Below are 14,571 nucleotides of genomic sequence, written 5' to 3' on the forward strand. Positions count from 1 at the left end.
TCATGGCTGATTACCAGGACAAAAACGTCGTCATTATCGGTCTGGGCTTAACCGGACTCTCTTGCGTGGACTTTTTTCTCGCCCGCGGCGTGACGCCGCGGGTGATGGATACTCGCGTGACGCCGCCGGGTCTGGATAAGCTGCCGCAAGAGGTTGAGCGTCACGTTGGCGGCCTGAACGACGAGTGGCTCTTAGCGGCGGATTTAATCGTCGCCAGCCCTGGTATTGCTCTGGCGCATCCCTCTCTTAGCGCTGCCGCCAGCGCTGGAGTGGAAATTGTCGGCGATATCGAACTGTTTTGCCGCGAAGCGCAAGCGCCGATTGTGGCCATCACCGGCTCGAACGGCAAAAGCACCGTGACCACCTTAGTGGGCGAGATGGCGAAAGCGGCGGGCGTCAATGTCGGCGTTGGCGGCAATATCGGTCTTCCGGCGCTGATGCTGCTGGATGCCGATCGCGAATTGTACGTGCTGGAATTATCCAGTTTCCAACTGGAAACTACCTCAAGTTTGCAAGCGGCGGCGGCAACGGTGCTCAACGTCACTGAAGATCATATGGACCGGTATCCGTTTGGTTTGCAACAGTACCGGGCGGCGAAACTGCGCGTCTACGAGAAGGCGAAAGTGTGCGTAGTGAATGCCGATGACGCGTTGACGATGCCGGTACGCGGGGCCGATGAGCGCTGCGTCAGCTTTGGCGTCAATATGGGTGATTATCACCTTAATCGTCAGCAGGGCGAAACCTGGCTGCGAGTCAAAGGCGAGAAGGTGCTGAACGTGAAAGAGATGAAGCTTTCCGGGCAGCATAACTATACCAATGCGTTAGCGGCGCTGGCGCTGGCGGATGCCGTAGGTCTGCCGCGCGCCAGCAGTTTGAAGGCGTTGACGACATTTACCGGTCTGGCGCATCGCTTCCAGCTGGCGTTGGAGCATAACGGCGTACGTTGGATCAACGACTCGAAAGCGACCAACGTCGGCAGTACCGAAGCGGCGCTAAACGGTTTGCATGTGGACGGTACGCTGCATCTGCTGCTGGGCGGCGACGGTAAGTCGGCAGACTTTTCTCCGCTGACACGCTATCTGACCGGCGATCGTATCCGCCTGTATTGCTTTGGGCGCGATGGCGCGCAGCTTGCCGCACTGCGTCCGGAAATCGCCCAACAGACTGAGACGATGGAAGAGGCGATGCGTTTGCTGGCGCCGCGCGTTCAGCCGGGTGATATGGTGCTGCTGTCGCCCGCCTGCGCCAGCCTCGATCAGTTTAAAAATTTTGAGCAACGGGGCGATGTCTTTACCCGTCTGGCGAAGGAGTTAGGTTGATGCGTTTATCTCTCCCCCGTCTGAGAATGCCGCGCGTACCAGGCTTTGGCCTCCTGGCCTGGCTGTTTGCGGCGCTTAAAGGCTGGGTGATGGCTTCGCGCGATAAAGACGCCGACAGTCTGATCATGTATGACCGCACGCTGCTATGGCTGACCTTCGGGCTGGCGGCGATTGGTTTTGTCATGGTGACGTCGGCCTCCATGCCAGTCGGGCAGCGCCTGGCGAACGATCCGTTTTTGTTTGCCAAACGTGATGCGCTCTATATCTTCCTGGCATTTTGTCTGGCGATGGTCACGCTACGTTTGCCCATGACCTTCTGGCAAAAATACAGCACGACGATGCTGATTGCGTCGATCATTATGCTGCTTATCGTGCTGGTCGTCGGGAGCTCGGTCAACGGGGCGTCGCGCTGGATTGCGCTGGGGCCGCTGCGTATTCAGCCTGCGGAGTTTACCAAGCTGTCGCTGTTCTGCTACCTCGCGAACTATCTGGTGCGTAAGGTTGATGAGGTGCGAAATAACCTGCGCGGCTTTTTAAAACCAATGGGCGTGATTCTGGTGCTGGCGGTGTTACTGCTGGCGCAGCCTGACCTCGGGACGGTGGTCGTACTGTTTGTCACCACGCTGGCGATGCTGTTTCTCGCCGGGGCGAAATTATGGCAGTTCATCGCCATTATCGGGATGGGCATCTCGGCGGTGATTCTGTTAATCCTCGCCGAACCGTATCGTATTCGCCGCGTTACCTCGTTCTGGAACCCCTGGGAAGATCCGTTCGGCAGCGGTTATCAGCTGACGCAGTCGCTGATGGCTTTTGGTCGCGGTGAGATATGGGGGCAAGGGCTGGGGAATTCGGTGCAGAAACTGGAGTATTTGCCGGAGGCGCACACCGATTTCATCTTCGCCATTATTGGGGAAGAACTGGGTTATATCGGTGTGGTATTGGCGCTTTTAATGGTATTCTTCGTCGCTTTTCGCGCGATGTCGATTGGCCGTAAGGCATTGGAGATTGACCACCGTTTTTCCGGATTTTTAGCGTGTTCTATCGGTATCTGGTTTAGTTTCCAGGCGCTGGTAAACGTTGGCGCGGCCGCGGGGATGCTGCCGACCAAAGGTCTTACGCTGCCGCTGATCAGTTATGGCGGGTCGAGTCTGTTGATTATGTCGACGGCCATTATGTTTTTATTACGTATTGATTATGAAACGCGTCTGGAAAAAGCGCAGGCGTTTACACGAGGTTCTCGATGAATGGTCAACCGAAGCGGTTAATGGTGATGGCGGGCGGTACCGGCGGGCACGTGTTCCCGGGACTGGCCGTTGCGCATCATTTAATGGCCCAGGGCTGGCAAGTTCGCTGGCTGGGTACCGCCGATCGTATGGAAGCGGATTTAGTGCCGAAGCATGGCATCGACATTGACTTTATTCGGATCTCCGGTCTGCGCGGTAAAGGCGTAAAAGCGCTTCTGGCGGCGCCGCTGCGGATTTTTACCGCCTGGCGGCAGGCGCGGGCGATCATGAAGCGGTTTAAGCCGGATGTCGTGCTGGGAATGGGCGGTTATGTTTCCGGCCCCGGCGGTCTTGCCGCCTGGTCATTGGGTATTCCGGTCGTCTTGCATGAGCAAAACGGTATCGCCGGGCTAACCAATCAGTGGCTGGCCAAAATCGCGACCACGGTGATGCAGGCGTTTCCCGGTGCATTCCCGAACGCGGAAGTGGTGGGTAACCCGGTGCGTACCGACGTACTGGCGTTGCCGTTGCCGCAGGTGCGTCTGGCCGGTCGTGACGGCCCGATTCGCGTGTTGGTGGTCGGCGGTTCTCAGGGGGCGCGAGTCCTGAACCAGACGATGCCGCAGGTTGCCGCCAGACTGGGCGATACGGTTACAATCTGGCATCAAAGCGGAAAAGGCGCGCAGCTCACGGTAGAGCAGGCATATGCCGGGGCGGGACAACCGCAGCATAAGGTGACGGAATTTATCGATGACATGGCCGCCGCCTATGCGTGGGCGGATGTGGTGGTATGTCGTTCCGGCGCTTTAACGGTGAGCGAGATCGCCGCCGCCGGATTACCGGCGATATTCGTGCCGTTTCAGCATAAAGACAGGCAGCAGTACTGGAATGCGCTGCCGTTAGAAAACGCCGGCGCAGCTAAGATTTTTGAGCAGCCGCAGTTTACTGTAGAGGCTGTCGCCGACACCCTGGCGGGGTGGTCGCGCGAGGCGTTGTTAACCATGGCGGAGCGTGCCCGCGCGGTATCCATTCCGGATGCTACCGAGCGCGTCGCCAGTGAAGTCAGCCGGGTTGCCCGGACATAATTTGTGGCGGTGCCTTTTGCATCGCAGGGTTTTTCTACCCTCAATAATTTGGGTTGCAGGCAAGCCAACGCATCTGCAATTTGAAGTATGGCGGGTATTGGAGTTAATGGCGTAAAGAATGAATACACAACAACTGGCAAAACTGCGTTCCATCGTGCCCGAAATGCGTCGCGTTCGGCACATTCACTTTGTCGGCATCGGTGGTGCTGGTATGGGCGGTATTGCCGAAGTTCTGGCCAATGAAGGGTATCAGATCAGTGGTTCCGATTTAGCGCCGAATCCGGTGACCCAGCAGTTGACGAGCCTGGGGGCGACGATTTTCTTTAATCATCGTCCGGAAAATGTGCGTGATGCCAGCGTGGTCGTCGTTTCCAGCGCAATTTCCGCGGATAACCCGGAAATTGTCGCGGCGCATGAAGCGCGTATTCCGGTTATTCGCCGTGCGGAAATGCTGGCGGAACTGATGCGTTTTCGCCACGGCATCGCCATTGCCGGGACGCACGGAAAAACCACAACGACCGCGATGGTGTCCAGTATTTATGCCGAAGCGGGGCTGGACCCGACTTTCGTGAATGGCGGACTGGTGAAAGCCGCAGGCGTTCATGCGCGTCTGGGCCATAGTCGTTACCTGATTGCCGAGGCAGATGAGAGCGACGCGTCCTTCCTGCATTTGCAGCCGATGGTCGCGATCGTCACCAACATCGAAGCCGACCATATGGATACCTATCATGGCGACTTTGAAAATTTAAAGCAGACGTTTATTAACTTCCTGCATAACCTGCCGTTCTATGGTCGCGCGGTAATGTGCGTCGACGATCCGGTCATCCGCGAGTTGCTGCCGCGGGTGGGGCGTCAGACCACGACGTATGGCTTTAGCGAGGATGCTGACGTCCGCGTAGAAGATTATCAGCAGATAGGGCCGCAGGGGCACTTTACGCTGTTGCGCCAGGGAATGCCGGATCTGCATGTCACGTTGAATGCGCCGGGTCGCCACAATGCCCTGAATGCCGCCGCAGCAGTGGCGGTAGCGACCGAAGAAGGCATCGACGATGACGCTATCCTGCGCGCGCTGGAAAGCTTCCAGGGGACCGGGCGTCGTTTTGACTTCCTCGGCGAGTTCCCGCTTGAGCCGGTGAATGGTAAAGCCGGGACGGCGATGCTGGTGGATGACTATGGTCATCATCCGACCGAAGTGGACGCCACCATTAAAGCTGCGCGAGCAGGGTGGCCGGATAAAAACCTGGTGATGCTGTTTCAGCCGCATCGTTACACGCGCACGCGCGATCTGTATGACGATTTCGCCAATGTGCTGACCCAGGTCGATGCGCTGCTGATGCTGGACGTTTACCCGGCGGGCGAAGCGCCGATTCCGGGCGCGGATAGCCGTTCTTTATGCCGTACGATTCGTAATCGGGGAAAAATTGACCCGATTCTGGTTTCCGATCCGGCTCAGGTTGCGACAATGTTAGCGCCGGTGCTGACGGGTAACGACTTGATATTAGTGCAAGGCGCAGGAAATGTTGGCAAAATTGCGCGTTACTTATCTGAAATCAAGCTGAAGCCGCAAATCCAGGAGGAAGAGCAACATGGCTGATAAAATCGCGGTCCTGTTGGGCGGAACTTCTGCGGAGCGGGACGTTTCGTTAAATTCCGGCGCGGCAGTGTTGGCCGGGTTACGTGAAGGCGGCATTGATGCGCATCCCGTCGATCCGCAAGAGGTCGATGTCGCGCAGCTTAAAGCAATGGGCTTTCAGAAGGTCTTTATTGCGTTGCATGGCCGTGGCGGTGAAGATGGCACCTTACAGGGAATGCTTGAACTGCTCGGCCTGCCTTATACCGGCAGCGGCGTGATGGCCTCGGCGCTTTCCATGGATAAACTGCGCAGTAAATTGCTGTGGCAGGGCGCAGGCTTACCGGTTGCGCCGTGGGTCGCGCTGACGCGCGCTGAGTTTGAAAAAGGCCTTAGCGAAGAACAAAAAGCGCGAATTTCGGCGCTGGGTTTACCGCTGATCGTCAAACCCAGCCGTGAAGGCTCCAGCGTCGGTATGACGAAAGTAGTAGAAGAAAATGCTTTACAGGGTGCGTTATCATTGGCTTTTCAGCATGATGACGAAATACTGATTGAGAAATGGCTGTGCGGTCCGGAATTTACGGTGGCGATAGTTGGCGAAGAAATTTTACCGTCAATTCGTATCCAACCGGCAGGAACCTTCTATGATTATGAGGCGAAGTATCTCTCTGATGAGACTCAGTATTTCTGCCCTGCCGGTTTAGAAGCGTCCCAGGAAGCCGCGCTACAGTCTCTCGTCCTGCAGGCATGGAAAGCTTTAGGCTGCACGGGATGGGGGCGTATTGACGTCATGCTGGACAGCGATGGTCAGTTTTATCTGCTGGAAGCCAATACTTCTCCGGGGATGACCAGCCATAGTCTGGTGCCGATGGCGGCGCGTCAGGCGGGAATGAGCTTCTCGCAGTTAGTGGTACGAATTCTGGAGTTGGCGGACTGATATGTCGCAGGCTGCGCTGAACACGCGAAGCAGTGATGAAGAGACGCCTTCTTCACGCCGCAATAATGGAACGCGTCTTGCAGGAATTTTATTCCTGCTGACGGTACTGTGCACCGTGTTTGTTAGCGGGTGGGTCGTGTTAGGGTGGATGGAAGATGCGCAGCGTTTACCGTTATCAAAGTTGGTATTAACCGGCGAGCGTCACTACACGCGTAACGATGATATCCGTCAGGCGATACTGGCTCTGGGCGCGCCGGGAACCTTCATGACGCAGGATGTGAACATTATCCAGAGCCAGATTGAGCGTTTGCCGTGGATTAAACAGGCCAGCGTCAGAAAACAGTGGCCTGATGAATTGAAGATTCATCTGGTTGAATATGTGCCGATTGCGCGTTGGAATGATCAACATATGGTCGATGCTGAAGGGAACACCTTCAGCGTGCCGTCAGACCGCATCGGCAAACAGGTTTTACCCATGTTGTATGGCCCGGAAGGCAGCGCGAGTGAAGTGTTGCAGGGATACCGCGAGATGGGGCAGGTGCTGGCTAAGGATAAATTCACTCTAAAGGAAGCGGCGATGACCGCACGTCGCTCCTGGCAATTGACGCTTAATAACGGCATTAAGCTCAATCTCGGCAGGGGCGATACGATGAAAAGGTTGGCTCGCTTTGTAGAACTCTATCCGGTTTTACAGCAGCAGGCGCAAACCGATGGCAAACGGATTAGCTACGTTGATTTGCGTTATGACTCAGGTGCGGCAGTTGGCTGGGCGCCGCTCCCCCCTGAGGAATCTAATCAGCAACAGAATCAGGCACAGGCAGAACAACAATGATCAAGGCGACGGACAGAAAACTGGTAGTAGGACTGGAGATTGGCACCGCGAAGGTTGCCGCTTTAGTAGGGGAAGTTCTGCCCGACGGTATGGTCAATATCATTGGCGTGGGCAGTTGCCCATCGCGGGGTATGGATAAAGGCGGGGTGAATGACCTTGAGTCAGTGGTGAAATGCGTTCAGCGCGCCATTGACCAGGCGGAATTGATGGCCGATTGCCAGATCTCCTCGGTATATCTGGCGCTTTCCGGCAAACATATTAGCTGTCAGAATGAAATTGGTATGGTGCCCATTTCCGAAGAGGAAGTGACGCAAGAAGATGTGGAAAACGTCGTGCATACTGCGAAGTCAGTGCGCGTGCGCGATGAACATCGCGTGCTGCATGTGATTCCTCAGGAGTACGCCATTGACTACCAGGAAGGCATTAAAAATCCGGTCGGTCTTTCCGGCGTGCGTATGCAGGCGAAAGTACATTTGATTACCTGCCACAACGATATGGCAAAAAACATTGTCAAAGCTGTTGAACGTTGTGGTCTGAAAGTTGACCAACTGATATTTGCCGGACTGGCGGCCAGTTATTCCGTGTTAACGGAAGATGAACGTGAACTGGGCGTCTGTGTCGTGGATATCGGCGGTGGTACAATGGATATCGCCGTTTATACTGGCGGCGCGCTGCGTCATACCAAAGTGATCCCTTACGCGGGGAACGTGGTGACCAGCGATATCGCTTATGCCTTTGGTACGCCGCCGAGCGATGCTGAAGCCATTAAAGTCCGCCACGGTTGCGCGCTGGGTTCCATCGTCGGTAAAGACGAGAGCGTTGAAGTACCGAGCGTAGGCGGGCGTCCGCCGCGCAGCCTGCAACGTCAGACGCTGGCGGAAGTGATTGAGCCGCGTTACACCGAGCTGCTCAATCTGGTCAACGAAGAGATATTGCAATTACAGGAACAGCTTCGCCAACAAGGGGTAAAACATCACCTGGCGGCGGGGATTGTGTTAACCGGCGGCGCGGCGCAAATCGAAGGGCTTGCTGCTTGCGCTCAGCGCGTGTTTCATACGCAGGTGCGTATCGGCGCGCCGCTGAATATCACCGGTCTGACGGATTATGCCCAGGAGCCGTATTACTCAACGGCGGTGGGCTTGCTTCACTACGGGAAAGAGTCCCACTTAAACGGTGAAGCAGAAGTGGAAAAACGTGTTACGGCATCAGTTGGCTCGTGGATCAAGCGACTTAATAGCTGGCTGCGAAAAGAGTTTTAATTTTTATGAGGCCGCCAGATATTACGGCCTCAGGCGACAGGCACATGACGGAGAGAGATTATGTTTGAACCTATGGAACTAACCAACGACGCGGTGATTAAAGTCATCGGCGTCGGTGGTGGCGGCGGTAACGCTGTTGAACACATGGTGCGCGAGCGCATCGAAGGTGTTGAATTCTTCGCGGTGAATACCGACGCTCAGGCGTTGCGTAAAACGGCGGTTGGCCAGACTATTCAAATTGGTAGCGGCATTACCAAAGGTCTGGGCGCTGGCGCTAACCCGGAAGTCGGTCGTAACGCGGCGGACGAAGACCGTGAAGCGCTGCGTGCGGCGCTTGAAGGCGCAGACATGGTATTTATCGCGGCAGGCATGGGCGGCGGTACCGGAACCGGCGCGGCGCCAGTGGTTGCTGAAGTGGCAAAAGATTTAGGTATTCTGACCGTTGCCGTGGTGACTAAGCCTTTCAATTTTGAAGGCAAAAAGCGCATGGCATTTGCGGAGCAGGGTATCACCGAGCTGTCCAAGCATGTGGACTCGTTGATCACCATCCCGAACGACAAGCTGCTGAAAGTGCTGGGCCGTGGTATCTCCCTGCTCGACGCGTTCGGCGCGGCTAACGACGTGCTGAAAGGCGCGGTTCAGGGTATCGCAGAGCTGATCACCCGCCCGGGCCTGATGAACGTCGACTTTGCTGACGTGCGTACCGTGATGTCTGAAATGGGCTACGCAATGATGGGCTCCGGCGTGGCGAGCGGTGAAGACCGTGCGGAAGAAGCGGCTGAAATGGCTATTTCTTCTCCGCTGCTGGAAGATATCGACCTGTCCGGCGCGCGCGGCGTGTTGGTCAACATTACGGCGGGCTTCGACCTGCGTCTGGACGAGTTTGAAACCGTCGGTAACACCATTCGCGCGTTTGCGTCGGATAACGCCACCGTGGTTATCGGTACCTCTCTGGACCCGGATATGAACGACGAACTGCGCGTGACCGTTGTTGCCACTGGAATTGGTATGGACAAACGTCCGGAAATCACTCTGGTCACCAATAAACAGGTGCAGCAGCCGGTGTTGGATCGTTATCAGCAGCACGGTATGGCGCCGCTGACGCAGGAGCAAAAAACGGTCGCGAAAGTGGTTAACGACAATACACCACAGGCGGCGAAAGAGCCGGATTATCTGGATATCCCCGCATTCCTGCGTAAGCAAGCTGATTAAGAATTAGCTGGAATTTGGGATTCTGGGCTCTTTGTGCTAAACTGGCCCGCCGAATGTATAGTACACTTCGGTTGGATAGGTAATTTGGCGAGATTATACGATGATCAAACAAAGGACACTTAAACGTATCGTTCAGGCGACTGGCGTCGGTTTACACACCGGCAAAAAAGTCACCCTGACATTACGCCCTGCGCCGGCCAATACCGGGGTCATCTATCGTCGCACCGACTTGAATCCACCGGTAGATTTCCCGGCCGATGCCAAATCTGTGCGTGATACCATGCTCTGTACGTGTCTGGTGAATGAGCATGATGTACGGATTTCAACCGTTGAGCACCTGAACGCTGCTCTGGCGGGCTTAGGTATCGATAACATCGTTATTGAGGTTAATGCCCCGGAAATCCCGATCATGGATGGCAGTGCCGCTCCGTTTGTCTACCTGCTGCTTGATGCCGGTATTGATGAACTGAACTGCGCCAAAAAATTCGTACGCATCAAAGAGACTGTTCGGGTTGAAGATGGCGATAAATGGGCTGAATTCAGACCGTACAATGGTTTTACGTTGGATTTCACCATCGACTTTAACCATCCGGCGATCGATTCCAGCAGCCAGCGCTACGCGATGAACTTCTCTGCGGATGCGTTCATGCGCCAGATCAGCCGTGCGCGTACCTTCGGTTTTATGCGTGATATCGAATATCTGCAGTCCCGCGGCCTGTGCCTGGGCGGCAGCTTCGATTGTGCCATCGTTGTTGACGATTATCGCGTATTGAACGAAGACGGCCTGCGTTTTGAAGATGAATTCGTTCGTCACAAAATGCTCGACGCGATCGGTGACTTGTTCATGTGTGGTCACAATATTATTGGTGCGTTTACCGCGTATAAATCCGGTCACGCATTGAATAACAAATTGTTACAGGCAGTCCTGGCAAAACAGGAAGCCTGGGAATTTGTGACCTTCCAGGACGACGCAGAACTGCCGTTGGCTTTCAAAGCGCCTTCGACGGTACTGGCATAACGACATACGCTGTCGTATAAAATTCGACTGGTTAACCTGGCACTCTCTCCGGCCAGGCGAGCCAGTCGTTTTTTTTACTATCCTTTATCTGCGCTTTCCTTAATACAGCCATTTTGACAGGGTTAAATGGAAACACGGCGCGTTCGCTGTTTTCTTAGCCGATTTTCACCTTAGCTTCTCGTCATTACTGCTGTAGCGCGTACGCTTTAATGATAAGATTTGTGCGCAAATTGTTTTGATTCCGTAAGCCCATGAGGGGCATATCAGGTGGCAATGACGTGAGTGGAATACTGACGCGCTGGCGACAGTTAGGCAGACGATACTTCTGGCCGCATCTCTTATTAGGGATGGTCGCGGCGAGTTTTGGTTTGCCCGCGCTCAGTAACGCCGCTGAAACCAATACGCCTGCAAGGACGACCGCCAGCACCGCGTCTAAAGTTAACTTTAGCCATCTTGCGCTGTTAGAAGCCTCTAACCGTCGTCCCAATTTCACCGTAGATTACTGGCATCAGCACGCTATTCGCACGGTGATTCGCCACCTTTCTTTTGCAATGGCGCCGCAAACGCTGCCCGTTGCCGACGCGCCGTCGCCATTACAGGCGCATCATATCGCCTTACTGAATACGCTCAGCGCGATGCTCACGCAGGAGGGCACGCCGCCGGCGATTGTTCGCCGCCTCTCCCTGGCGTATTTTGCGCCACAAACCGCATTTAGCATCCCGGCCTGGATAAGTCAGGCGCAGGGTATCCGCGCCGGTCCGCAACGTCTCAGCTAACGAAAAAAGACCCTTTTACTTTATTTGTAGCTCCGCGGCGCGGGGCATTTGAGACTTTATTATGCTAATCAAATTATTAACCAAAGTATTCGGTAGCCGTAACGATCGTACGCTGCGTCGTATGCGTAAGGCCGTCAGCCTTATTAATGCGATGGAACCGGAGATGGAAAAACTCTCCGATGACGAACTGAAAGCGAAAACCAACGAATTTCGCGCCCGTATTGAAAAAGGCGAAAGCGTAGAGAGCCTGATTCCGGAAGCGTTCGCGGTGGTGCGTGAAGCCAGTAAACGCGTCTTTGGGATGCGTCACTTCGACGTTCAGCTATTGGGTGGTATGGTGCTCAACGATCGTTGTATCGCCGAAATGCGTACTGGTGAAGGTAAGACGCTGACCGCAACCCTGCCAGCCTACCTGAACGCGCTGTCCGGCAAAGGCGTTCATGTGGTAACCGTGAACGACTATCTGGCGCAGCGTGACGCCGAAAACAACCGTCCGCTATTCGAATTCCTCGGTATGTCCGTTGGTATCAACCTGCCAGGTATGCCTGCGCCCGCCAAACGTGAAGCTTACGCTGCCGACATCACTTACGGCACTAACAACGAATACGGTTTTGACTACCTGCGCGACAACATGGCGTTCAGCCCGGAAGAGCGCGTGCAGCGTAAACTGCATTATGCGCTGGTGGATGAGGTCGACTCCATCCTGATCGATGAAGCGCGTACCCCGCTAATTATTTCCGGCCCGGCGGAAGATAGCTCGGAAATGTACAAAAAAGTGAACAAAATCATTCCGCACCTGATTCGTCAGGAGAAAGAAGATTCTGACACTTTCCAGGGCGAAGGCCACTTCTCCGTTGATGAGAAAGCGCGCCAGGTTAACCTGACCGAACGCGGTCTGGTGCTGATTGAAGAGCTACTGGTGCAAGAAGGCATTATGGATGAAGGCGAGTCGCTCTACTCGCCTGGCAATATTATGCTGATGCATCACGTCACCGCCGCGCTGCGCGCGCACGCGCTGTTTACCCGTGACGTGGATTACATTGTGAAAGACGGCGAAGTCATCATTGTTGATGAACATACCGGTCGTACCATGCAGGGGCGTCGCTGGTCTGACGGTCTGCACCAGGCGGTAGAAGCGAAAGAAGGCGTTGAAATTCAGAATGAAAACCAGACGCTGGCGTCTATTACCTTCCAGAACTACTTCCGTCTGTATGAAAAGCTGGCCGGTATGACCGGTACGGCGGATACTGAAGCCTTCGAATTTAGTTCTATCTATAAGCTGGACACCGTCGTTGTTCCGACCAACCGTCCGATGATCCGTAAAGATTTGCCGGATCTGGTCTACATGACCGAAGCGGAAAAAATCCAGGCCATTATCGAAGATATTAAAGAGCGTACCGCGAACGGTCAGCCAGTGCTGGTCGGGACGATTTCTATCGAGAAATCTGAAGTGGTCTCCAGAGAGCTGACCAAAGCGGGCATCAAACATAACGTACTGAACGCAAAATTCCACGCCAACGAAGCAGGCATCGTTGCGCAGGCTGGTTATCCAGCGGCGGTCACTATCGCTACCAACATGGCGGGTCGTGGTACCGATATTATGCTGGGCGGTAGCTGGCAGGCGGAAGTCGCTGCGCTGGAAGCGCCGACGGAAGAACAGATTGCGCAGATTAAAGCGGACTGGCAGGTACGCCATGACGCGGTTCTGGCTGCCGGCGGCCTGCATATCATTGGCACCGAGCGCCATGAATCCCGCCGTATCGACAACCAGCTGCGTGGCCGTTCCGGTCGCCAGGGCGATCCGGGTTCTTCCCGTTTCTACCTGTCGATGGAAGATGCGCTGATGCGTATTTTCGCCTCCGATCGTGTCTCCGGTATGATGCGTAAACTGGGGATGAAGCCGGGCGAAGCGATTGAGCACCCGTGGGTGACGAAAGCTATCGCTAACGCGCAGCGTAAAGTAGAAAGCCGTAACTTCGATATTCGTAAGCAACTGCTGGAATATGATGATGTGGCGAACGATCAGCGCCGTGCAATTTATACCCAGCGTAACGAACTGCTGGATGTGTCTGACGTGAGCGACACCATTAACAGCATTCGCGAAGATGTCTTTAAGGCGACTATCGACGCCTACATTCCGCCGCAGTCGCTGGAAGAGATGTGGGATATCCCGGGTTTGCAGGAACGCCTGAAAAACGACTTCGACCTGGAGATGCCGATTGCCGAATGGCTGGATAAAGAGCCGGAGCTGCATGAGGAGACGCTGCGTGAGCGCATCCTGGCGCAGTCCATCGAGGTGTATCAGCGTAAAGAAGAGGTGGTTGGCGCTGAAATGATGCGTCATTTCGAAAAAGGCGTGATGCTGCAAACGCTCGATTCCCTGTGGAAAGAGCACCTGGCGGCGATGGATTACCTGCGTCAGGGTATTCATCTGCGCGGCTATGCGCAAAAAGATCCGAAGCAGGAATACAAGCGCGAATCCTTCGCTATGTTCGCCGCGATGCTGGAATCGCTGAAATATGAAGTGATCAGTACCCTGAGCAAAGTCCAGGTACGTATGCCTGAAGAGGTCGAAGCGATGGAAATGCAGCGTCGCGAAGAGGCGGAGCGCCTGGCGCAGATGCAGCAGCTAAGCCATCAGGATGACGATGCCGCTGTGGCTGCCGATCTGGCCGCCCAAACCGGCGAACGTAAGATTGGACGTAACGATCCTTGCCCTTGTGGTTCCGGTAAGAAATACAAACAGTGTCACGGTCGCCTGAGCTAATGCGATAAACTTACCGGCCTGATAAGACATAATGTGTTGCCATCAGGTCGGTGCTGGCATTATTGCCGAAGGGCGCTACGCTTATTCGGCCTGGCATTGAACACAGATAAAAAGGCGCAGGCGACTGCGCCTTTTTTATGGATGCAACAAGATGAAAAAACTGCAAATCGCGGTTGGGATTATCCGCAACCCGAACGACGAAATTTTTATTACCCGACGCGCCGCTGATGCGCATATGGCGAACAAGCTGGAATTTCCCGGCGGAAAAATTGAAGCCGACGAAACACCAGAGCAGGCGTTGATCCGGGAGCTACAGGAAGAGGTGGGGATTACGCCAACACAGGTGACATTATTCGACACTCTGGAATATCAATTCCCGGATAGACACATTACGCTGTGGTTTTGGCTGGTTGAACGCTGGGAGGGCGAACCGTGGGGGAAAGAAGGACAGCCGGGACGGTGGATCGCGCAGAACGCGTTGAATACGGAAGATTTTCCGCCGGCCAATGAACCGATTATTCGTAAATTACGCCAATTTGCGTCTTAGTGGGGGATCGCAACACGATCCCCATC

Annotated in this window: 12 protein-coding genes; all 12 read left to right on the plus strand. The window is 54.9% G+C overall.

Annotated features, from left to right (window positions below; translation table 11 throughout):
* Window positions 1-2: 2 nt before the first annotated feature.
* Window positions 3-1,319 carry a UDP-N-acetylmuramoyl-L-alanine--D-glutamate ligase gene (gene murD / locus ACLJPQ_RS11180; RefSeq protein ID WP_000796445.1) on the plus strand — a complete coding sequence of 439 codons (1,317 nt, stop codon included), beginning with the start codon at window positions 3-5 and terminating at the stop codon, window positions 1,317-1,319.
* A complete protein-coding gene (ftsW, locus tag ACLJPQ_RS11185) occupies window positions 1,319-2,563 on the plus strand; it encodes a cell division protein FtsW (protein WP_001239803.1) in 1,245 nt (414 codons plus the stop codon). The genes murD and ftsW overlap by 1 nt, the downstream gene beginning before the upstream one ends.
* A complete protein-coding gene (murG, locus tag ACLJPQ_RS11190; RefSeq protein ID WP_080184989.1) occupies window positions 2,560-3,627 on the plus strand; it encodes an undecaprenyldiphospho-muramoylpentapeptide beta-N-acetylglucosaminyltransferase in 1,068 nt (355 codons plus the stop codon). The genes ftsW and murG overlap by 4 nt, the downstream gene beginning before the upstream one ends.
* Before the next feature lie 118 nt (window positions 3,628-3,745).
* Window positions 3,746-5,221, plus strand: a complete 1,476-nt coding sequence (gene murC, locus ACLJPQ_RS11195; protein WP_001096072.1) for a UDP-N-acetylmuramate--L-alanine ligase — start codon at window positions 3,746-3,748, stop codon at window positions 5,219-5,221.
* Window positions 5,214-6,134, plus strand: a complete 921-nt coding sequence (locus ACLJPQ_RS11200) for a D-alanine--D-alanine ligase (protein ID WP_000763895.1) — start codon at window positions 5,214-5,216, stop codon at window positions 6,132-6,134. Before murC ends, ACLJPQ_RS11200 begins: the two co-directional genes overlap by 8 nt.
* Before the next feature lies 1 nt (window position 6,135).
* Window positions 6,136-6,966, plus strand: coding sequence for a cell division protein FtsQ (gene ftsQ / locus ACLJPQ_RS11205; RefSeq protein WP_080184988.1), 831 nt, complete (start codon window positions 6,136-6,138; stop codon window positions 6,964-6,966).
* Window positions 6,963-8,225 (plus strand): cell division protein FtsA, encoded by a 1,263-nt coding sequence (gene ftsA / locus ACLJPQ_RS11210; RefSeq protein ID WP_000588463.1) that lies wholly within the window; start codon window positions 6,963-6,965, stop codon window positions 8,223-8,225. The genes ftsQ and ftsA overlap by 4 nt, the downstream gene beginning before the upstream one ends.
* 60 nt (window positions 8,226-8,285) lie before the next feature.
* Window positions 8,286-9,437: a cell division protein FtsZ gene (gene ftsZ, locus ACLJPQ_RS11215; protein WP_000462785.1), complete on the plus strand. Its 1,152-nt coding sequence runs from the start codon at window positions 8,286-8,288 to the stop codon at window positions 9,435-9,437.
* Between the two features lie 100 nt (window positions 9,438-9,537).
* Window positions 9,538-10,455, plus strand: a complete 918-nt coding sequence (lpxC, locus tag ACLJPQ_RS11220; protein WP_000595487.1) for a UDP-3-O-acyl-N-acetylglucosamine deacetylase — start codon at window positions 9,538-9,540, stop codon at window positions 10,453-10,455.
* 278 nt (window positions 10,456-10,733) lie between these two features.
* Window positions 10,734-11,231, plus strand: coding sequence for a secA translation cis-regulator SecM (gene secM / locus ACLJPQ_RS11225; RefSeq protein ID WP_000014336.1), 498 nt, complete (start codon window positions 10,734-10,736; stop codon window positions 11,229-11,231).
* A gap of 61 nt (window positions 11,232-11,292) precedes the next feature.
* Window positions 11,293-13,998 (plus strand): preprotein translocase subunit SecA, encoded by a 2,706-nt coding sequence (gene secA, locus ACLJPQ_RS11230; protein ID WP_000905756.1) that lies wholly within the window; start codon window positions 11,293-11,295, stop codon window positions 13,996-13,998.
* Window positions 13,999-14,149: 151 nt separating this feature from the next.
* Window positions 14,150-14,545, plus strand: coding sequence for an 8-oxo-dGTP diphosphatase MutT (gene mutT / locus ACLJPQ_RS11235; protein WP_000736059.1), 396 nt, complete (start codon window positions 14,150-14,152; stop codon window positions 14,543-14,545).
* Window positions 14,546-14,571: the final 26 nt, after the last annotated feature.

Source organism: Salmonella sp. SAL04213, from assembly GCF_046550535.1.
Classification (GTDB): domain Bacteria; phylum Pseudomonadota; class Gammaproteobacteria; order Enterobacterales; family Enterobacteriaceae; genus Salmonella; species Salmonella enterica.